This window comes from Enterococcus olivae (genome assembly GCF_053760925.1).
The window spans coordinates 15,133-36,310 of sequence record NZ_JBSMVT010000020.1; the positions used below are offsets into that span (position 1 = coordinate 15,133).

Below are 21,178 nucleotides of genomic sequence, written 5' to 3' on the forward strand. Positions count from 1 at the left end.
TTTTTCTTTCTCCCGCTTTTTATCATTTGTTCCATTTACTAAAACTGCTTTTGCTCTTGATTAAACAAACTTAAAAAAATCTCGACAATCATTGGGTCAAACTGTGTTCCTGAATTGTGCTTGATTTCCTCCAAGGCCACTTCTTTACTACTGGCTGACCGATAGACACGATTGTTTGTCATCGCATCAAAGGTGTCCGCAACTGCCAAAATACGACAAGCAAGCGGTATTTCTCCAGCCTTCAAGCCATGAGGGTAACCTTTACCATCCCAACGTTCATGATGAGACAAGATCAAATGTGCAAAAGGTGCTAATTCTGGCGTCGCCTGAGCAATCCGATAGCCGATCTCCGGATGGGTCTTCATTTCCTTCCATTCGTCTTCTGTCAGTTTTCCTGGTTTATTCAAAATAGCTGGATTGATCCCAACCTTGCCGATATCATGGAGTAATGAAAGTAGCGCAAGATCATCCATTTCCCGTGATGACAAACCCAATTGACGACCAATACCATGGCAATGATGCAGTAAGCGTTGGGAATGTTCCTCAGTCTCCGTACTATTTTCAAAAAGGGTAGCCAATAACGTATTAATGATCGAATTTCGGTAACTTTGTCCATCTAACAGCTTTTGGTGATACATGTGTTCTTCCGCTTCCTTCAAAGTTCGAACTATCGTTTTGTCCTCAGAATGTGCAGTTGCAAAACCTAAAGAAACACTGGCATCCAAACCACCATTTTGTGATAATACGATCTTGGTTTCACGAATTTTACCAACGATTTCTTCTGCCTCACCGGGAGAAGTTTTGGGTAAAATCAACACAAACTCATCTCCGCCCCATCGAGAAACAATGTGATGTTCTTGACAGGCTGACTTGATGGCTTTCGCTGTTGCCTTCAAAAGCTCGTCCCCCGCTTTGTGCCCAAAAACATCATTGGTCAGTTTCAACCCGTTGACATCTGCCATGACCACCGTGATTGGATAGTTTTCTGCTTGGGTAAAACAGGTGAAATGTTCTTCAATGTAGTGTCGATTGTACAATTTCGTCAAAGGATCATGATAGCTCAAAAATTCGATTTGTTTCAGATGTTCGTTTTCTTTTTTCGTGTCTCGAAAAACCATGACCGCTCCCTGGATCTTTTGGGACTGGTCTTTGATCGGCGCAATACTATTAGCGATCGGGATCCATTGGTTCTGTTTAGTCGAAAGCATCGCCGTATTGCCAGAAACGATTTTTTCACCTTTATGGATCACTTGATCAATCGGTAACTTAACCTTTTCTTTTATTCTTTCATCATACATAGTGAAAATGTCTGAGAAAAGTTGTTGCTGGACTTCTTCGCTACTCCAGCCAGTAATTTTTTGCGCAGCATTATTCAAACTAGTAATCCTGCCCTTGCGATCCATCGTAAGCACACCGTCTGCGATCGACTGCAAAGTCGTTCTCAATAGCTCTTCTTCGTGAACGAGCATTTGGCGCAGTGTTTCTCGTTCCGTCACATCAAAAGCGATCGAGAAGCTAAACTGCTGAGTGCCATCCCAGATCAAACTTGAATAAATATCAAGCAGTCGAACACTGCCATCTTTTAAAATGTGTGGCAGTGAAGAAAACAGAATACTTCCGTGCTCTTGCTTTTTTTGATGATCTTTTTGCAGATCCACGGGATTCAAATTCAGATCTTGGATATTCAATTGTAGAAACTCTGCTTCTGTATAGCCGTAAAAGGCACTGGCAGAAGGATTGATATCCAAGACTTTCCCCGTGTTCACATCAAAAATGATTTTGATCGCTGCGTGCTGATTGAACATCGCACTCAAGCGATTGTTGAGCTGCTGGTTTTCTTTTTTGAATTTGTTTATTTCCGAAATATCTTTACTGTAGGACAAAATAAAGGGAATGCCTTCACTACTTAAAATAGAGGTCAACTCTGTTTGTAACGTAAATTTTCTATCTCCCAACTCATAATCCCGTTCAAAATGGACCAGTTCTGTGCTGCTGATCGCTTGATCCATCGTCTGTTTCACAATTTGGAATAAGTCCCCTTTGAAAATCTCTGAAAGTTTTTTCCCCGTGATCTCAGATACTCCAGTCAATTTTAAGTGCAACGGATTGTTTTTGATGTAGCGGTATTCTCCGCCAGTAAACTCAATCAAAGCCACCGCAAAATTTTTGCTACTAAATAAAGGCTCAACCATTCGCAGTACTTCTTTGCGTGCATTTTGTTCCTGTTGCTCTGCAGAAAGCACATCATTCGGACGCAAAAAGAGTACTAGCTTTTCTTCATTCAAAGGAATTGCGGTCATGGTAGATACTCGACCGTCTTCTGACATCCAATAAGTCAGCTCCTGTGTTTTTTGCATAGACACGGCATTCGTACACAATGCCTGCCATTTTTTGAAATCCTGTGGCCATTGTCTAAAGACATCAGACCCCTTCAAATCTTCGCTTTGGTTCCCCTGCCAATTGAGCAAAGACAAGAAAGTATCGTCCATCTCTAGGAAACGAAAGTCTTTACTTTCTCCTTTTGAATCCAAAATCAACTCAATGTAACAGCTTCCTGCTTGATAATCTCTTTGTTGAGCATTGATCGTTTCGTTTCCCATTATTTACCACCACTTTACAATTTTTCAGAGTCGTTCTGTAGGTGTACTCACAGTTTCATTTATTTTATCAAGCGCCTTTGATAAAAGCAATTCTTCCTTACTGAACGCTCACTTTTTCCTCACTTATAATCGATAAAAAAGCCGATCACTTGAAGGCGCTCCTTCTCAAGTGATCGGCTTTTGATTAGTATTCTTTTATCTCTTTTACGATATTAGGCCGAATTATTTTCTAATGTAAATAATTCTTCCACTGTCGTTTCCAACAATTTAGCCATCTTCATCGCCAATTCAAGTGTCGGATTGTATTTATCATTTTCGACAGCAATAATCGTTTGCCGAGTCACAGACAGTTTTTTTGCCAGATCTTCCTGACGTAGACCCTTTTCCTTACGTAATTGCTTGATTTTATTCTTCATCGCTCAATTGACCATTTTTTTGGATAGATAAATTTTATATCCAAAAAAGAGCATATTTTGCACAAAACTAAGGATTAGCGGTATAACCAACAGTTCTCCACTAAGAATTTTATGAAGCATCACCCAAAGAATCAAAAAAATATTTACAGCAATCCAAGAAAATCTTGTTGCTTTAAAATTTATTGTCATTTCCATTTCATCCGCTTTTTTCATATTGACCTCCTAAAAAGTAAAAACTTCTTTACATTAATGATTTTAGTGAATTATCTGCAAAATGTCAAGAATCTTTTACTTTTAATGATACGAGAATGGACAATTTTTTCTCAAACGATGAAGATGGATTGGCTTAGAGATGTTTCCCTTTTTATGACTCTACTCATGGCCACTTCAGCACCAGAAGATCCTGTTGTGCCCCTTTTAGATGAAGATAAACAAAAATAAAACGACAAACCCTTGATAAATTAGGGTTTGTCGTTAGTGATTACATCATGCCGCCCATCATTGATGGATCCATTGCTGGAGCTGCTGCTGGTGCAGCTGGCTCTGGCTTGTCTGCAACGACTGCTTCAGTTGTTAACAACAGTGCCGCAACAGAGGCTGCATTTTGCAAGGCTGAACGAGTCACTTTCGTTGGATCAACAATTCCTGCATCTAGCATGTTTACCCATTCACCAGTTGCTGCATTGAAACCAATGCCTAATTCTGCATTTTTCAAACGATCGATAATGACAGAACCTTCGTAGCCTGCATTTTCAGCGATTTGACGAACAGGTTCTTCCAATGCGCGTAAAACGATTTTCACACCGGTTGCTGCATCGCCTTCTGCTTCAAGTTCCGCTACTTTATTGATCACATTGACCAAAGCAGTACCCCCACCTGAGACCATGCCTTCTTCAACCGCTGCGCGTGTTGCGTTCAAAGCATCTTCAATGCGTAATTTTAATTCTTTCAATTCGGTTTCAGTCGCTGCGCCGACTTTCACTACTGCGACACCGCCAGCTAGTTTTGCTAAACGTTCTTGTAATTTTTCACGGTCAAAATCAGAAGTTGTTTCTGCGATTTGATTTTTGATTACTTGAACACGTGCGTCGATGGCTTCTTTGGTACCCGCACCTTCAACGATTGTTGTGTTATCTTTGTCAACAACCACTTTGCTTGCTTGACCCAAAGTATCGATCGTTGCATCTTTCAATTCTAAACCTAAGTCTTCAGTAATGACAGTTCCGCCAGTTAGAACAGCGATGTCTTCTAACATTGCTTTACGACGATCACCAAAGCCTGGTGCTTTCACTGCCACGACGTTGAATGTTCCACGAATTTTGTTCAAGACTAAAGTTGGCAATGCTTCACCATCAACATCGTCTGCAATAATCAACAATGGTTTTGATTGTTGTAAAATTTGTTCCAATAAAGGTAAGATATCTTGAATATTTGAGATTTTCTTGTCTGTGATCAAGATGTATGGATTTTCTAGGTCTGCTTCCATTTTGTCGCTGTTCGTTACCATGTATTGAGAAAGGTAACCACGATCAAACTGCATTCCTTCAACTACTTCCAACTCTGTTTCGATTCCTTTTGATTCTTCAATAGTGATCACGCCGTCATTGCCGACTTTTTCCATAGCGTCTGCAATGTATTCTCCGACTTGTTCGCTACCAGAAGAAACGGCAGCTACTTGAGCGATTGCTTCTTTAGAATCAACGATAGAAGAAATAGTGTGTAATTCTTCCACTGCTGCTTTAGTTGCTAATTCGATCCCGCGGCGAATGCCTAATGGGTTCGCACCAGCTGTCACATTTTTCAAACCTTCACGAACGATTGCTTGCGTTAGGACAGTGGCAGTCGTTGTACCGTCACCAGCGATATCATTGGTTTTAGATGCTACTTCAGAAACTAATTTCGCACCCATATTTTCAAAATGATCTTCTAGTTCGATTTCTTTTGCGATCGTTACCCCATCATTTGTGATCAATGGTGATCCATAAGATTTTTCTAAAACAACGTTACGACCTTTTGGGCCTAAGGTAACTTTTACTGTATCTGCTAATTTATCTACGCCACGCAGCATTGCTGCACGAGCATCTTCTGCAAATTTGATTTCTTTTGCCATGATTTGATTCACCTCAAAATTTTTTTATTATTCTACAATTGCGACGATATCTTTTGCTGAAAAAATTAGATATTCTTTACCGTCGTATTTCACTTCAGAACCAGCATATTTTTCAAATAACACTGTATCGCCAACCTTGACTGACACAGCTGCTAATTCACCATTATCCAAAACTCGGCCTTCACCGACAGCGATAACCGTTCCTGTTTGCGGTCTTTCTTTGGCTGCAGATGCTAAAACAAGTCCTCCGACAGTTTTTTCTTCTTCTTGTGCGACTTCGATCATCACACGATCACCTAATGGCTTCAACACGATAAATCCCTCCAATTAATCTTTTGATACTTTTTTATCATTAGCACTCTCTTAACTAGAGTGCTAACTTACAAAACTAATATTACTCATTTTCCATTCAGATTGCAAGTCTTTTGAATCATTTTTTTCATAAAAGTCAAAATTGGTTAAACTCAATAGCTGATCCAAAGGCTACCCCGTTTTTCGTCTATTTGCTATAATAAAACAAATAGACGAAAGGGGGTTCCCTATGTCGATCAAAAAATACAGTCTACTGACCATCGGCATTTACGCAGTTGCTTATTATCTCCCTTCGATCGCTACAGATTTAGACGGTCAAGTAATCCTGACAACGATCACTTATTTATTAGGGGCAGCTTGTTTGACGGGGCTGTATCTCAAACAAAAGAAAAAACTTTCCTTTGAGACCACTCAGTTCTCATGGATCCTGTGTCTTCTTTTAGGTTTTTTAGGGATTTTTGCAGCGATTTATTTACAAAATATTGTCTTGTATATCGAGCAATTTTTGGGACAAGACATCACTTCTGCCAATACCTCTGGTGCAATTCAGATCATCCTGCAACAACCGCTATTCATGACAGCGGTGATGATCGGTGGACCGATCATGGAGGAATTCGTGTTTCGCCGAGCCTTGGTTGGGTTGATGGAATCATCTATCAATGTCTGGCTAGCAATAGGAATTAGTTCGGTTTTATTCGCCTTGATCCATCAAGACGGACATCTGCTGCTTTACTTTTCACTTGGTTTTTTTTTCAGTTCGCTCTACTATTTGACCGGCAGGATCTGGACACCGATCCTGGCCCATGTCGGGATGAACAGCCTTGTGGTGATCGTACAACTGTTTTATCCATTTTAATTTCGACAAAAAAACACCTCAATCCTGCAGGCCTTGAAAGTTACAAGCGTCTTACAGAATGAAGGTGTTTTTTTATTTAACATTTAGTTCACAACAGACAATTCCTCTATTGAGATGTTTTCAAACGTATCTCAAGCATCCTTGAGATAACCAAAATGTTCATGAATATAGGTCTGAATTCGATACATAGATTTTTTACTAGGGATATTTTCCCAATACAAAATTTTATTCTTATCAAATTCAATGTCTTCGTATTTACGGTCTGTAATCACCAAATCGGTCGTATCATCAATGTCACCTGACACAATCACCTCAAAATCCATTCCCTGAAACGCATGCCTCTTGATCATATCCAAATACTCTTCACCAAACACGGACAATACGCAGACAGACAAGGTTTTTCGCTCTTGCTCAATGTATTGACTAATCAAAAAACGATAATTGTCCAGCAAGAATTGTTTGTTTTTCAATAAGCCCGGAGAATCCTGAGCTAATTGATCAAAAATACGCACGATCCGTCGATTCATCTCAGGATGAACATAGACGGAGGCTCCTAGATCAATGCCACTCAAACTCCCTGCTCCTTTAAAAGTCAAGGCCTTTACATGTTTGTGTATCAAATTAGCATAAAGCAGACTGTAATCTTTGGCAGACGTAGTCAAAGGAAAATTCTGATAGAACATTTGAAACCAACGATTTGTTATTTCTCCAGCTTGCAAATGATGCGTCTGGCAATAAAACAACATTTCTCCAATATTTTTGTTGTCTTCCATATGATACTCTTGTGCAAATAAAAAGATATAGGCAAAAGCGATCTCCGCTTTCATTTGAACATTGCTAATGCTTCTAATATCCGATTCAAACAATGGCTGGAAGAAACGCTCAATATAGTTGAATTGCCAGCTATCTTTCAAAAATTCATGTCTTAATATAGACAAAGGAATAAAATTCCCTTGCTGAATACGAGTCAGACAAATCGCCAAATCGTAAAAAATTTTTCTTTTTCAACGATTCCTAATTTTTTTCCACGAATGTGTTCAATCGGTTCCACAAAAGATTCCAAACTCTCTCTGGGAATATTATGAAAAGACCAGCTTATCCCACTATAAGAGTACCAAAAGAATTCTGAGCAGAAAAAACGCAGTTGTTTTTCACTACCTAGTAATTCTGCTTGTTTGTTCGTCACAAATTTTAAATCAAAATTCTTTAATACCTTATTCAGGCTGTTCAATTTTTTATAAAGTGAATTATAAGAAACAAAGTGAGTTTCTGTAAATTCACGTAAATGAATATGTTAAAAAATGAAAAATTTCTACTAAAGCCTGATATCGTAGGTTTTCATTCAAGTAATTTAATACTATTTGATGAATGGAAAAATTTTCTTTAACAATCAGATAGACTGTTGTTTTACGGATAGCTATCGCCGCTTCTGTCACTTGCCATTCATTAAATTTCGTTTGAATCTCTTCCAAGTCGCGCAGGATAGTCGGACGTGACACACCTAAACTGCGACTCAAAACATTAAAAGTAATGTCGTTTTCTTTATTCAACAAGATCAGTAGTTCAACTTTTCTTCGACAATTACTATCTAAAAATGCTCGCATGCTATTTTATTTCTCCTTCTAATCTTTTTTATCGAAGTCAAGACTTTAACACCTAACTTTAAATAAAACCATTGATTGCCTATCTGTTAAGTATAATTTAACTTTTACCACTCAATAATGATCACACGCCATCAATGATCGTCTAGGTAATCGTTCCTTGATAGCCAGTACCAGCTTTGATCGTTGAAGGCTGTACCTCTTCTTGAGCAGTGAAGGTCAATTCAAATGGCCCTTCATGGAGCTCATTATTTGTGTAAATAGTATACTCATTAGCCACCGAGAGAGGATTTTCACCTAAAAATAACTACGAGTCCAATTTTTCTCCTGCTAGGTTCTGTAAATCAGTTGCTTTGACTGATAGCTGCCAATTTTTGATGATTGGATGTTCATCGACTCCTTGAATCACTTGGGAGGCGCTTGTGCTTAGATCCATTTCCTGTGACTGAATTTTATTTTGACCAAAATCAAGATCTGGAACAGATACTAAAGACAATTGTGGTTTGTTAACGACAAATGATGTCCTTTCCATAGAAAGTTCAGGTAAGGCATATTTTCTTTCTACATCACTAGTACCTTTTAAGAGTCCTGTATAATCAAACGTTCCAATTTGATTAAACTGAACAGGAAGACCTAGCGATAAAACATCTCCTGGTTTTAAAACAAGTTGAGACAGATCTACCAGAAGCAAGCTTTTCGAGTGTTGGTTCCGTCGTTTCTTCGGTCGAAGTCTCTGTTTCACTCTCCGTGGTTTCCGATTCTGAGGTTTCAACAGAGGATTCCGTTGTTTCTTCGGATGTTTCACTCGTTTCGATCGGAGTACTGCTCTCTGCTGTCGATTCTTCACTCTCAGTGGTCGTAGCGGTTTCTGAAGTCTTGTTGCGGGGTTTCCGATTCACTGGTCTGCTCAGTCGCTTGAGAACTTTCTGTTGTCGTTTCTGCCATTACTGGAACGAACGACGATTGGAACATCAAGAGAATAGTTACAGCTGCAATTGCTTTTTCATTCGTTTACCTTCTTTCTATCTGATTTTCAAAACTGTATTCTTCAAATTCATATTTTACTGAAATTTTTCAGATAAAATTTGTATGTTTTTTACATTTTTTATCGACTAAAATAAAAGTTTTGAGAAAAAAAGAAAGATAAACTTCATATATCAACATTTCCCGGCCGTTCCATTCTAAAAAAGGACACTTTAATGCATTGACGAACAAATCGATTCCCAGTATCTTTACAGCGAGAGGCCTCAACCAATCTATGTATCGAATGGAGGAAATCCGTGAAAAAAACGTTTATCTTTATCTTAGCTTTTGTGTTTTTCTGCCAAACATCCCTCGCTTACGGTGAAGAAACACAAGTTGACTATCAAGTTGCTGCGCAGTTGTCTGAAAATCAAATAAGCAAAGAAAACACTTATTTTGATCTTCAGGTTGAACCTGGGGAAACACAAAAAATTTCTGTCACACTTGAAAATACAAGTGAACAGAAAAAAACATTTCTTGTTGAAGCAAACGATGCCACGACAAGTGATGGTCTTACAATCGCCTATAGTAGAACCCAAAAACCACTGATAGGTACGCCTACATTTTCACAAATCGTAGACGAAGAGCAACAACAACGAGTGATTGAAGCCGATCCTCAAGAAACAAAAACTATTTCCTTTGATTTAACCTATCCCGAAACAAACATTCCTGGATATATCTTAGGGGGAATATATATTTATGAACAAACATCTGATACATCTAAAGAAAGCAACATCAACTTTTACAATCAATTTGCTTATGCCATTGCTGTAAAACTGCAAACGAACGATGAAGTACTAACACCGTCACTAGAGTTGGGAGACATCACTCTTGACTCTGAAAACAATCACCCTGTCGTCAAAGCAGAATTGAGCAACCCTGTAGAAACAATGATCAGTGATTTGACTATTGAATCATCTATTTCAAAAAATGGTGAAGTCATTGAAACCCATCAATTTCAAAATGGTAAAGTCGCACCTATTTCAATGTTTCATTTAACGATGCCTTTAGAGAATGGTTCGCTGGAACCCGGAACCTACTTGTTTTCAGGAGAAGCTAACTCTGGTGAGCATCATTGGGAATGGAGTCAGGAATTTGAGGTAACCGACGATAATTATCAGAAGGTTGAAGAAGAAATGTCGAAAAAGCTTCCCCGAAAAACTGGCTGAAGATTTTAGGATGGTTCCTACTGATTCTATTTATCTTATTGCTACTGTTCATCTACTTTAAAAAAAGAAAGAAGGATACACATGAAGAATAAATTAATTCGAGCAAGTCTATTATTGAGCACTACACTACTTTTTGTACCACAACTGGTACAAGCAGAGACCTCTGAGGCAACAGTTAGCTTTACCGGTGATGATACTACACCAACGAAGCCTCTAGATCCAACCGATCCCGGTGACCCTACCAACCCTGGAACTGGCTCTGCCGGCCCTTTGAGTTTAGACTATGTTTCTAATTTTGATTTTGGAACAAACCAAATTCCATCTTCAACTCAAACCTATACGGCAAAGGCTCAATATCCTCGTGTTCAAGTAACTGATAAACGTGGAACAGGTGCTGGTTGGGAAGTGCAAGCAAATATCTCTCCGATTGCATCAGCTGATGATGAAACTTTAAAAGGTGCTAATATCATTCTCGTTAGTAGAGAAGTTGTAACCAGTCCAGGAAATACGAGTACTAAACCTACTGCGAGTGATATTACCTTAAAAGCAAATGACCAAACGGTTTTCTCTGCTACTAAAGATACTGGTATGGGTACTTAGCTAAATAATTTGGGTTGCACGAAGTCTGTCTTAACCGTTTATGGTGGAACGGCTAAAGCGAAAACCTATGATGCAACAATCACTTGGACACTAGCTGCTGCCCCTGTGGAATAAAGCAATCTAAAAAAGTATGAGATCATCTCCTTAAACGAGGAAATCTCATACTTTTTTTACTATTTAAATCGCGAACAATGTTGTCGCTTTATCAGGATCCGTATCGCAAACATGAATTGCCTCGCCAACGGCAAAATCATGTTCTCTTAACACATTCTCCATCGTCATGTGTGCCAGTTCTTTCAGATTGTTTTCTCGACTCAAATGTCCCAAATACACTCGTTGCGTATTATCCGTCAAAATGTCAGTCATGACTAGCGCGCCATCTTCATTGGATAAGTGCCCTCGGTCGCCTAAGATACGCTGCTTCAAATTCCAGGGATACGCCCCCATCCGCAGCATTTCCAAATCATGATTGCTCTCCATTAAATATGCATCAGCTCCACGAATGACTCCTCGTAGATAGTCACTGCAATAACCGGTATCTGTCAACATAACAAAGGACTTGCCATCCTTGTAAAAACGATAGAACTGTGGAGCTGCCGCATCGTGCGAGACTCCAAAGCTCTCAATGTCCAGATCACCAAAGGTCAAGACTTTGCCCATTTCAAAAATATGCTGCTGCTCAACAGCAACATTACCAATCAATGGTGACATCGCCTGCCAAGTTTTTTCATTGGCATAGACATCCAGCTTGTACTTGCGAGCTAGCACACCCACGCCATGAATATGATCACGATGCTCATGCGTGATCAAAATAGCATCCAGTTCCTCAGGATTTCGGCCAACTTCACTTAGCAGAGACGTGATCTTTTTGCCACTCAAACCAGCATCCACCAAAATTTTCTTTTTTTCGGTTTCAATAAACAGGGAATTACCAGAGCTTCCACTGGCTAATACACTGATTTGAAATGCTTTTTGTTTCTCCATTCTGCGTGACTTCCTCTCTCATTAAAAAACTATTTCCATTATACCTGTCTTCTTACGTATTTTCTACCGATTGCATCGTACTATTTGTAATGATTCGATTGGTAAAGGCATTGACTCGTTCAATCTGGATCGTCCCATCTGCTTCTTCGATCGCGACAAACCAGGCAGGTACATACACATTCTTCCCGCGAACATTCAAGGTCAGCGTATAAGCCAGCTGTTGCCATTTCAACGTAGCATTTCCCGGAACTTTATTATTCACATATAAAGTATTGACGGCATCTTCTTCAGAATATAATCTTATTGCCTCACGAAGTGGCGTTAGATTGGAAATATGCGTTTGCGTGTAGCTAACAACTTCCAATAATTCATCCTTTGATTCCAAAGACAACATCAAGCTGCTGGAAGGATCATTGATTGGGATTCCCTCATAGCTTTGAGCAGCAAAAACATCTGGATGCTCATCGTTCCAACGTGTCCATTCAGGAATATAGGTATATTCACTGCCGAACAAGACTTTATCCTCTCGATCAAAGTAACTGCGTAAAACATCATTCATACGATTACTGTCACTAACATAGGTACCATCACTGACTCTGTGAATCAAGGTTGTGTCCTCAATCACGGTCGCCTCTTCCAGTAAGTTAGGCATGTTCAGCCGTTCCTGTTCTCTCTGCAACGCTTCTTCCATGTCCGTTGGTTCACCACTTAAATAATAGCCCTGCAACCGTTCATTAGAAAAAGCACCCTCTGATTTGATGTTCTCAGAAGCTAACCGCTGCTCGATCGGTACTTTTTGATTGGAACGGGAGACGATGTTCTGCTCTGCGCTAGCTTCACGGTAGATATTAAAGAGAAAGACATTGACCCCTAGGAAAGCTAAGAAAAAAATCCATTCGATTCGTTTAAAATCCATCTTACTGCTCCTCGCCTTCCTGTAAATGCTTCAGTAGTCCTTCATAGCTGTACCAGGCATCATCGTATTCAATGTACCAATCCGGTTGCAGATCCACAACGCCCGTATCCTGGAGATTCTTCCAGCTATAGCCAACAATGATCGCTTCCAGTCTGCCCACTTCTGCTCCATTTCCATAAAGGGTCTGGGCAACATCGTAGCTGGCAGGAAGCTCCACTTCTTGATCAGAAGGAATGGGTACCTGAATCGTATTCAAATTGGCAGTAATCTCTACGTTTGCTTGACTGGTTTGACCGATCTCTGAAAACTGGACCATGATCCGGCCTTCATCCTGTTCACTAAAAATAGGGAAGCCTTCAACAAAAATACGATAATCCATCATCTGCTCTTTTTGATCGAACAAGCGCATCGATCCATAGTTGGTACCTAATCCGCGAATATATCGGTAGCTCGTCTCATAAATCGAAAATTGTTCATCGAGCGGAACACTTCCACGAAAATCAACTTGCTGTCTGTTTTGCTGGATCGTCATCGATTCTGATCCATCATAGAGATTCAAGTTCGCTGTTCCATCACTGCTCCGAATATTTTTAGGATTAGAGAAAAAAGAATCTCTAAAGATCGTGTACGGCCTTGTTGAAGAAATGTAGCTATACATTTTCAGTTTTACAGGTTCACTTGTAAAGAACTGACTACTACTAAGGTATTCGTCCCGAAAGACATCGATCCACTCTGCTGAATTATCTTCCAGTGTATTTTCGATGTTCGTCACAGAAGAAATCGTTGCTTCTAAAATCGTCTGCGTCTGAGAATTCAACAAACGAATCTTTTTTCTGGCAAAATCAAGTTGGACTCGAAAGAAGGAAAAACCTTCCGCTTCTTGATCCTCTATCGGCACGTTCACATGAAAGGTCTCCATATAGTCCGTGATCGGCATGTTCGCTGTGTATGCCAACTCAATTCCGTCCGTCATCCGCGACTGCTCTAAAAACTCTTCTCTTGTATGATAGCTTCTGATCTGTCCATCTGTGTAACGCGCATCAGCTACTTCCTCCTGAACTTTTCTGATCAAGCTCTCTGTATTCGTTTCGGCTGCTGAATCCTCCTGAATACGCGCCAATCTCAGTGGTAGGAAGATGTCTGAGGCCTCTTTGTAGTTGAGGTTCTCCTGAATCTCTGTGTCGGTTTGATTCTCTACAGTCCCGTCACGATTGGTAGGACCTAGCCAAATAAGATACGTCAGATAAAAGCTTACAGCAATCATCAGGATCAATCCAAAACGAACAAATCTTTCGGATATCTTCATTCCCACCAGTCCTCCTCATACGGTTCATACGGCAAACTAATAAAAAACGTAGAACCTACATTTTCGCGACTTTCTGCCCAGATCGTTCCACCGTGGGCTTTTAAAACTTCTCTGGAAATAGCCAATCCAAGACCTGTCCCGCCCTGCTCTCTGGCACGAGCCTTATCCACTCGATAAAAGCGGTCAAAAATTTTAGACAAGTCTTTTTTGGGGATACCTAGTCCTTGATCGGTCACACTTAAAACGATGTTGTTATGGGTCTCGACCAAGCGTACGGTGATCGTTCCTCCATCAGGAGAATACTTGATCGCATTGTTCATAATATTATCGATCACTTGGATCATTCGATCCGCATCTACCTCTAACCAAAGCTCTCTTTTCGTGAATTCTCGACGAATAATATAATTCTTCTCATGATTATTAACCATCATGTCAAAACGATCCAGAACAAAGTTGACCAAATCCTTGAAATTGATCAATTCTAGCTGCATTTCAGAATTGCCGCTGTCCATTCTCGACAGATTTAGCAGATCATTGATCATTCGAATCATTCGGTCCGTTTCGTCCAATGTAACCTTCAAGAAATTCGGTGCGATCTCTTCGTCTTTCCAAGCGCCTTCATTCAAGGCTTCAATATAACTTCTCATACTTGTTAGTGGTGTTCGTAGTTCGTGAGAGACGTTTGATACAAATTCACGACGTTCCTGTTCGGTTTTTTCTTGTTCGGTAACGTCATGAAGTACCGCAACCAAACCTGAGATAAAGCCTGATTCCCGTCGGATCATCGAAAAATCGACACGTAAAATCAATTGATCCAAATTCTGGACATTGGAGGGTCGTTCCAGTAAAATCTCATCCGGATTTTCCAGCAACTTCCGCAAGGTATAGTCTTCATCCATTTCCAATAATGTCAAAATTGACTGTCCAATGGCTTCTTCTTGCGTGACATTCAATAAGGACAACGCCATTTCATTGATCGTAATAACTTTCCCGCGACGGTCAGTGGCTACGACACCATCGGTCATATGTGCCAATACACTGTTTAGCCGATTTCTCTCAGACTCCATCGCTTCCTGTGTTTCTTCGATTCGTTCTGCCAGCTGATTGAAGGTCTCCGCCAATTGTCCCAACTCATCTTTTCCTTTGACCGCTACTTTTCGACTATAATCTCCTTTAGCGATACGCAAGGCTTGTTCCCGCATCTCGCCAATCGGTTGAGTGATCGAACGAGCAATCAGTACAGCAACAATCATCGTGATCACAGCTGCGATCAGTGAGGCTGTTACAAAAATAAGGGCAATGTTGTTGATTTCCTGATATTTTTGCTCTAGATTGCTTTTGACATACAAAACACCGATGATCGTGTCCCCTTTGGACTGGATCGTCTGCACGTTGATCTGGATCCGGTCACCGGTCGTCTCATCGAACGCAGAAAAACTGCGATTCGCGAAGTCTTCAATATAAGAAATTTCATTTTTCTTCCCTATAGAACCTTTATCACTGACATTCGTTGTCGCCCGAATAATGCTTTTTTGATCCACGACGCGCATTTCCAGAATGTCTGACGAGTCACTGTTGTCTAATACCCGCTGAATCTCATTGTCGACCTGTTCATTGTCGGCACTGTCTTGTCGGTCTAAATAATTGCCCAGCGTTCCAGCAAGTGTCTCGACTTGGGTATTCATTCCTGTTTTAAAACTTTCAATAGTAGATTGTTCCAATCCGCGAATAAAATACGCCCCGATAATCTCGATTGAAATCAACAAAATCAAGATAAATGTCAGGGCGATCTTAAAGTTCACTGATTGATAAAAGCGAACTTTGTTCTTCATAAACCTTTACTCCTGTTCCGGATTGCGCAAATAGTAACCTACGCCACGTCTGGTTACAAGATAATTTGGATGACTTGGACTGTCTTCAATTTTTTCTCTCAATCGTCGAACGGTCACGTCTACTGTACGTACATCACCAAAATAATCATAGCCCCAGACTGTTTGGAGCAAATGCTCACGAGTCATTACTTGACCAATATGTTTTGCTAAATAATGAAGTAATTCAAATTCACGATGGGTCAACTCGATCACAGAACCATTTTTGGTTACCATATAAGCATCTGGATGGATCGTTAAATCACCGATCGGTAATTCACTGTTTGCCGGCTCTTCAACTTCTTTGCCTGCGGATGAACCACGGCGAAGATTGGCCTTCACACGAGCAACCAATTCACGATTAGAAAAAGGTTTGGTTACATAGTCATCTGCGCCCAATTCCAATCCCAACACTTTGTCGATTTCTGAATCTTTGGCAGTGACCATGATGATGGGCATGTCATACGTTTTTCGGACTTCTCTAGCAACTTCCAGTCCATCGATTTTAGGTAACATCAAATCTAGCAAGATCAGATCTGGTTCTACCTCCTGAACTTTTTCCAGCGCTTCTTCTCCGTCATAAGCTGTATAGACTTCATAGCCTTCTTTCGTGAGATTGAATTTCACGATGTCTGAGATTGGTTTCTCATCATCAACAACTAATATTTTCTTCACAAAAAGTCACCTCGTTTTTATAAGTATACTTTTCTCCATCTTAAGTATCGTACCCATTATACATGATTTTACGTTGTGTTTCATTAAAACACTGTTTTCATTAGAATTTCTAAAGCGAATCAAAGAAAAATATTACAATGACATCGCTTTTTTTCTTATAAAAGTACCGTATGGCGACAACACAAGTCCGGCTCTTTGTTACACTAAATACTCTCTGTCAACCATTCGTAGCTTACGTGATAAATGATTGACAGAGAGTATTTATATTTTAGCAGAACAAAACAACTAGACAGCGGTGTCACCTCGTTCAAAAGACCCTGTGAATCAATGAATGGTACGCAGCATTTTGATTAAAGTAAAAAGAAAAAAGCCGTGAAACGCTAGGCTCACGGCGGTTCCACGGCTGACCTGAAATAAGTCTTTTCCATAGTAAAGCATTATGATACAAAATAGATTGTTCACTGTAACAAATTTTAATTTTTTTCAAATAGGAGGCTTACTTTGGCCCCTACTTGTCCATTTTGGAGAATGACTTTTCCCTGATGCTTTGCAGCGATCTCCTTGACGATCGCCAGCCCCAATCCGTGGTGCTCTTGATCGGTATTTGTCGTATAAAAACGCTCTGTCCCCTGATCCAAAGCCTTTTGACTAAAGCCAATCCCTTCATCTTCAACCGTGATTCGATAACAAGATGGTTCGTCATCAAAAGAAAGTAAGATTTTCGTTCCTGCATCTGAATGCTCCAAGCTATTGACGAGAATATTTTGCAGCGCTCTGGCAATTTGTTGCTGATCGAGCTGGACTAAGCTTGGATCCTGACCTTTGATTATTAATGAATGTTTGGCATTTTGTGTGAGTTCCTCTGCCAATTGAATCCATTCTTTGATGATCGGCATGTTCACCGCTGTTTTTTGGAGATGGGGCGGCACACTCATTTTTTTCAACTGCTCGATATACTGTTCTAGGCGCTGAACACCTTTGTTCAACAAAGGTAAACTTGGATATTGCTGTTCATCCAATTCTTCTTCCAGAAGCTCCAGATGTCCTTTGATCAAGGTGATCGGTGTGCGAATATCATGGGTCACTGACTGTACTAATTCTTGCTGCTCTTGCTGAGTTGCCCATTGTTCTTGCAGAGAAAGTTTGAGCTCTTGACTCATTACATCTAAGGAATCGAGTAAGTCTTGAATTTCTTTATACGTGCTACTTTCTCGCTGATAATCCAGATTCATTTTGCCAATGGCTTCGTTGGTCCTTGTAACCTTGGCAAGCTCCGCCCGTATTTTCTTGATACATCGTCGGACCAAACCTAAAAAGCCAGCGATCCAAACCACGAAAAGTAAGATACTACACATGAGTTCAGCATTTGGAATCATCCGATAGAGTCTTTCATTCGTAAAAATCAAGGTCACTTGATAACTGAGGACAACCTCGCGGTACGGATTTTTTTCATAGTCAAAATAACGTGTTCCAATAAAACTGTTCGTTTGACTACGCCCTTTCTGTCGGGCTTCTTCAATATATACATCGTATTTAGCCGGAATCGATTGTTCTGTTTGCCCTGCTTCCACAAATTGATATTCGTAAAAATAAGGTAATTCTTCTACCTGAAACGTTTCCTTTGCCAGTTCCTCTTTTACTTCCGATAGTTGAGACTGTGCATAATCCGCCCGGTAAAAAACTCCTAGTATAGCAAGCAGATCAATGACAACTAGAAAAAATACAACCAGCAAAAGAGAATAAAGCAATTCCAAAAAAGAATATTTGATGACCACTTTACCTAAAGATGAACGACCTTCCATTTATACCCCACTCCCCAGACTGTTTGGATCGGATTGATTTGTTCTTTTTGAAATTTACTGCGAATCTGCTTGACACGTTCTGTTATCGTGGTATGACTGTCCCCTAAAGCATCTATTCCATAAATAGAGCCATAGATCGATTCTTTCGAGAACACCTGCCCTTTGTGACGTAGCAATAGTAAACAGAGCTCATATTCGGATGGTGTGAGCTCCAATACTTCTTCTCGGATGTAAAAGGTCTTGGCAATCAAATCACAAGAAATCTCTTCATCGATCAGACGCTGACGTTTCTCTCTTTTCTCTCTTCGCAAATGAGCATCTACTCTTGCTCGCAGCTCTTTGATCGAAAATGGCTTGGTGATATAGTCATCACCACCTGATGCAAAGCCTTCTAGTTTATCTTCTTCAAAATCTTTGGCTGTTAAAAAGAGAACCGGGACATCGATCATTTCCCGATAAAGACGTAAAAATTCAAAGCCAGACATTTCCGGCATCATTACATCTAACAAAATCAAATCAAAATATTTTAACGAATTGGGATCGACTGTTTTTGCCTGATCCTCAGTCGTGACCTGATAGGCAGATTCCAATGCCCGCTTGATCAACTGTAACAGATCAAGATCGTCATCAATGACTAAAATGTTCATCACTATTCCTCCAAAGTGGAAATACCTTCCCAACGATTATACCAAAACAGCTCCAGTAATAACAAAAGCAAACTAAGCAGTAGACAGCCCCAGATGACTGCCCAATATTCCTGAAAAGTCTCCTGAATGACCTGTTGCGGCATGACTTTATAGATTAATCGAAATCCCCAGGTCCAGGGAATAAAAAACCAGATGCTCGCACCTAAATCTGTGGTTCCCAATAAAATGCCTGACAGTGTGAACAAAATACCAGCCACAAGACTTCCTGCTTCATTGAAAAGCAATGCTAAAAATAAATAAAGCAAAATGATTGGCATCAAACTAACAAATATCCCGAATAAAAAGAAGAAATTGACAGACAAACTAAGGACTCGTCCCGACAAAAGAAATTGAAGTCCTGAAAAAACAAGAAAAGCCACTGCTTCGATCCAACCTGTTAGTCCTAAAAGAAACAAATATCTACTCACAAAAAGTTTCTTACGGGATACACCGATACGCAGTTCATTTCCAAAAAAACCTGCTACTTTATCAAGACTACAAAGTAAAGGCACATAGAAACTAAGTGAAAATAAAGCAGCCATTGCAAATAAAAGAAAGAATGCTTGGAAATCCTGATATACATTGAATCGTGGACCTGACCGTGTGAAAAAATACAGGAACAAAGCACTCCCATAAAGAATGGGTAAAAGCCAGCTTAACCAGCGAAGAGGCGTTCTTTTCGTTTTTAACCAGTGACCATGAATGAGCCTAAACATCCTTCCTCCTCCTTTCCAGTAATAATTGAGTTCCGAGCGACAAAAGATAGACGCACAGCGACAATGTGATCCCCACCCAGATCACCTGTGGATCACGCAATGGCTCGTTCTCAGCTAAAAAAGTCCCGTTCGGATGAAGACCTAAAACCGGGCAAAGCATTCTTAAGGTGTAATTCCACGGAAAGACCCACCAGTTAGCTTTCAAAGAAAAAGTAGTCGCAATAAAAATACTGCAAATAAAATTTACTAACAATGTTGCGGAGCGTGGCAGAAAATGATTCAAGACAAAAGTCATGCCCACAATAGGCAAACTTCCGATAAAAAGAATCAGCGTAGCGGCGATGATTTCTCCTCCAACAATCGTTTCACCAAGTATGAAACGGCCTAAAAGAAATAACAGGACGCTGGAAAATAATAAGATGACAACAACTTCTAACAGCACTACAACATTTTTGGCGATTACCTGTACCCCTGTTTTTCTCCCAAGTGAGCGGTAAAAAATTTGATTGACTGCTTTTTCTTTGGCTCGGCTGTTGCCTACCAATAAAGACAAAACAGCAGGAAGAATCATCGTTGGATACCAGTTGAATCCTGCTGCTACAAGGTAGCTTTGATTTGCAGGACTTTCTCCCATCAACAGGGTCATCAAAAAACTAAAGAGCACAAAAATAGAGGGAATCCAAAAAATCAATTTTTGATTGGCTGCTCGTTTTTCTTTTAAGCTCTCTGCTTTGATCTCATTGAACATCTTGCAGCCTTCTTTCTTTTTGAATAATCTCCAAAAATAACTGTTCCAAATCTTCATGTTTCTGATTATTTCTTCCTTCATAACTCAAATGACCGTTACAAATGATGCCTACCTCGTCAGCGACCTGCTGGACCTCACTTAAGATATGACTAGAAAGAATGACCGTCATTCCCTGATGAGACAACTGACGAATCAATTCCCTTAGCTCCTGGATGCCGACAGGATCTAAGCCGTTGGTTGGCTCATCCAAAATCAAAAGCTCTGGTTCGTTCAGTAAGGCCATCGCCAGACCCAGTCGCTGTTTCATCCCTAAAGAAAAATGTTTGACCAGTTTGGAACCTGTTCCTTGCAGATCAACGACACGCAAAACTTTTACTATTTGTTCCTCTTCTATATCTAATAAGGTCGCCAATACTTTTAAGTTTTCTTTCGCTGTTAAGTTAGGATAAATGGCCGGACCTTCGATCATTGCCCCAATCTTTTTTAAGTCTTGTGGTTTCCACAGATTTCCTTGATACAAAATCTCCCCTGAATCAGCTTTTAAAACACCCGTCAAAGTTTTTAAAAGCGTTGATTTTCCAGCACCGTTGGGACCTAACAAACCATAAACACTGCCTTTGGGTACTTTGATAGAAACATTTTTTAAAACAGTGGTTCCTTTAAATGCCTTTGTTAACTGTTGCGTTTCGATCGTATTATTCATATGACTCTCCTCCTATCTTAACGATAAATGAAGAAAATAATTAAAATCTAACGGAACAAAAAAATCCAAATCTTTTAAAAAGACTCA

General features: G+C 40.0%; 23 protein-coding genes. 3 read left to right on the forward strand and 20 right to left on the reverse strand.

The window, feature by feature from the left end; translation table 11 throughout:
- Positions 1-38: 38 nt before the first annotated feature.
- The 5 genes from ACWODM_RS11875 to groES form a co-directional block, all read right to left on the reverse strand.
- Positions 39-2,600, reverse strand: a complete 2,562-nt coding sequence (locus ACWODM_RS11875) for an HD domain-containing phosphohydrolase (RefSeq protein WP_455321589.1) — start codon at positions 2,598-2,600, stop codon at positions 39-41.
- A 212-nt stretch (positions 2,601-2,812) separates the two neighbouring features.
- Entirely contained in the window at positions 2,813-3,016 is a 204-nt protein-coding gene (locus ACWODM_RS11880) for a helix-turn-helix transcriptional regulator (protein WP_455321590.1), read from the reverse strand.
- A gap of 3 nt (positions 3,017-3,019) precedes the next feature.
- Positions 3,020-3,229: a hypothetical protein gene (locus tag ACWODM_RS11885; RefSeq protein ID WP_455321591.1), complete on the reverse strand. Its 210-nt coding sequence runs from the start codon at positions 3,227-3,229 to the stop codon at positions 3,020-3,022.
- 268 nt (positions 3,230-3,497) lie between these two features.
- Positions 3,498-5,126 carry a chaperonin GroEL gene (gene groL / locus ACWODM_RS11890; RefSeq protein ID WP_455321592.1) on the reverse strand — a complete coding sequence of 543 codons (1,629 nt, stop codon included), beginning with the start codon at positions 5,124-5,126 and terminating at the stop codon, positions 3,498-3,500.
- A gap of 27 nt (positions 5,127-5,153) precedes the next feature.
- Entirely contained in the window at positions 5,154-5,438 is a 285-nt protein-coding gene (gene groES, locus ACWODM_RS11895; RefSeq protein ID WP_455321593.1) for a co-chaperone GroES, read from the reverse strand.
- Between the two features lie 229 nt (positions 5,439-5,667).
- Between groES and ACWODM_RS11900 the strand changes: the two genes are divergently transcribed.
- The gene (locus ACWODM_RS11900; protein WP_455321594.1) at positions 5,668-6,294 is read left to right on the forward strand and encodes a CPBP family intramembrane glutamic endopeptidase; all 627 of its coding nucleotides are present in this window, start codon (positions 5,668-5,670) and stop codon (positions 6,292-6,294) included.
- 131 nt (positions 6,295-6,425) lie between these two features.
- Here the strand turns inward: ACWODM_RS11900 and ACWODM_RS11905 are convergent, their stop codons facing one another.
- From ACWODM_RS11905 to ACWODM_RS11925, 5 genes are all read right to left on the reverse strand, one after another.
- The gene (locus tag ACWODM_RS11905; protein ID WP_455321595.1) at positions 6,426-7,232 is read right to left on the reverse strand and encodes a hypothetical protein; all 807 of its coding nucleotides are present in this window, start codon (positions 7,230-7,232) and stop codon (positions 6,426-6,428) included.
- A gap of 29 nt (positions 7,233-7,261) precedes the next feature.
- Positions 7,262-7,525 (reverse strand): helix-turn-helix domain-containing protein, encoded by a 264-nt coding sequence (locus ACWODM_RS11910; protein WP_455321596.1) that lies wholly within the window; start codon positions 7,523-7,525, stop codon positions 7,262-7,264.
- 46 nt (positions 7,526-7,571) lie between these two features.
- The gene (locus ACWODM_RS11915; protein ID WP_455321597.1) at positions 7,572-7,898 is read right to left on the reverse strand and encodes an HTH domain-containing protein; all 327 of its coding nucleotides are present in this window, start codon (positions 7,896-7,898) and stop codon (positions 7,572-7,574) included.
- Positions 7,899-8,040: 142 nt separating this feature from the next.
- Complete coding sequence (locus tag ACWODM_RS11920) at positions 8,041-8,175, reverse strand: hypothetical protein (protein ID WP_455321598.1); 135 nt, start codon at positions 8,173-8,175, stop codon at positions 8,041-8,043.
- 27 nt (positions 8,176-8,202) lie between these two features.
- Positions 8,203-8,637 carry a hypothetical protein gene (locus tag ACWODM_RS11925; protein ID WP_455321599.1) on the reverse strand — a complete coding sequence of 145 codons (435 nt, stop codon included), beginning with the start codon at positions 8,635-8,637 and terminating at the stop codon, positions 8,203-8,205.
- A gap of 538 nt (positions 8,638-9,175) precedes the next feature.
- On the opposite strand from ACWODM_RS11925, the gene ACWODM_RS11930 reads away from it, so the two are divergent.
- Positions 9,176-10,087, forward strand: a complete 912-nt coding sequence (locus tag ACWODM_RS11930; protein ID WP_455321600.1) for a DUF916 and DUF3324 domain-containing protein — start codon at positions 9,176-9,178, stop codon at positions 10,085-10,087.
- An 81-nt stretch (positions 10,088-10,168) separates the two neighbouring features.
- The gene (locus ACWODM_RS11935; RefSeq protein ID WP_455321601.1) at positions 10,169-10,687 is read left to right on the forward strand and encodes a WxL domain-containing protein; all 519 of its coding nucleotides are present in this window, start codon (positions 10,169-10,171) and stop codon (positions 10,685-10,687) included.
- Between the two features lie 177 nt (positions 10,688-10,864).
- On the opposite strand, the gene ACWODM_RS11940 is transcribed toward ACWODM_RS11935, so the two are convergent.
- From ACWODM_RS11940 to ACWODM_RS11985, 10 genes are all read right to left on the reverse strand, one after another.
- Positions 10,865-11,671 (reverse strand): MBL fold metallo-hydrolase, encoded by an 807-nt coding sequence (locus ACWODM_RS11940; protein ID WP_455321602.1) that lies wholly within the window; start codon positions 11,669-11,671, stop codon positions 10,865-10,867.
- Between the two features lie 52 nt (positions 11,672-11,723).
- On the reverse strand, positions 11,724-12,587 hold the full coding sequence (locus tag ACWODM_RS11945) for a two-component system regulatory protein YycI (RefSeq protein ID WP_455321603.1): 864 nt from the start codon (positions 12,585-12,587) through the stop codon (positions 11,724-11,726).
- Position 12,588: 1 nt separating this feature from the next.
- Entirely contained in the window at positions 12,589-13,893 is a 1,305-nt protein-coding gene (locus ACWODM_RS11950) for a YycH family regulatory protein (RefSeq protein ID WP_455321604.1), read from the reverse strand.
- Positions 13,890-15,725: a cell wall metabolism sensor histidine kinase WalK gene (walK, locus tag ACWODM_RS11955; RefSeq protein WP_455321605.1), complete on the reverse strand. Its 1,836-nt coding sequence runs from the start codon at positions 15,723-15,725 to the stop codon at positions 13,890-13,892. Before walK ends, ACWODM_RS11950 begins: the two co-directional genes overlap by 4 nt.
- 6 nt (positions 15,726-15,731) lie before the next feature.
- Positions 15,732-16,436 carry a response regulator YycF gene (yycF, locus tag ACWODM_RS11960; protein WP_455321606.1) on the reverse strand — a complete coding sequence of 235 codons (705 nt, stop codon included), beginning with the start codon at positions 16,434-16,436 and terminating at the stop codon, positions 15,732-15,734.
- Between the two features lie 473 nt (positions 16,437-16,909).
- Positions 16,910-18,238 (reverse strand): sensor histidine kinase, encoded by a 1,329-nt coding sequence (locus ACWODM_RS11965; RefSeq protein WP_455321607.1) that lies wholly within the window; start codon positions 18,236-18,238, stop codon positions 16,910-16,912.
- Positions 18,217-18,885, reverse strand: a complete 669-nt coding sequence (locus tag ACWODM_RS11970; protein ID WP_455321608.1) for a response regulator transcription factor — start codon at positions 18,883-18,885, stop codon at positions 18,217-18,219. The genes ACWODM_RS11965 and ACWODM_RS11970 overlap by 22 nt, the downstream gene beginning before the upstream one ends.
- A 2-nt stretch (positions 18,886-18,887) precedes the next feature.
- Positions 18,888-19,640 (reverse strand): hypothetical protein, encoded by a 753-nt coding sequence (locus ACWODM_RS11975; RefSeq protein ID WP_455321609.1) that lies wholly within the window; start codon positions 19,638-19,640, stop codon positions 18,888-18,890.
- Entirely contained in the window at positions 19,633-20,388 is a 756-nt protein-coding gene (locus ACWODM_RS11980; RefSeq protein ID WP_455321610.1) for an ABC transporter permease, read from the reverse strand. Before ACWODM_RS11980 ends, ACWODM_RS11975 begins: the two co-directional genes overlap by 8 nt.
- Entirely contained in the window at positions 20,378-21,091 is a 714-nt protein-coding gene (locus tag ACWODM_RS11985) for a lantibiotic protection ABC transporter ATP-binding subunit (protein WP_455321611.1), read from the reverse strand. The genes ACWODM_RS11980 and ACWODM_RS11985 overlap by 11 nt, the downstream gene beginning before the upstream one ends.
- Between the last annotated feature and the right edge of the window lie 87 nt (positions 21,092-21,178).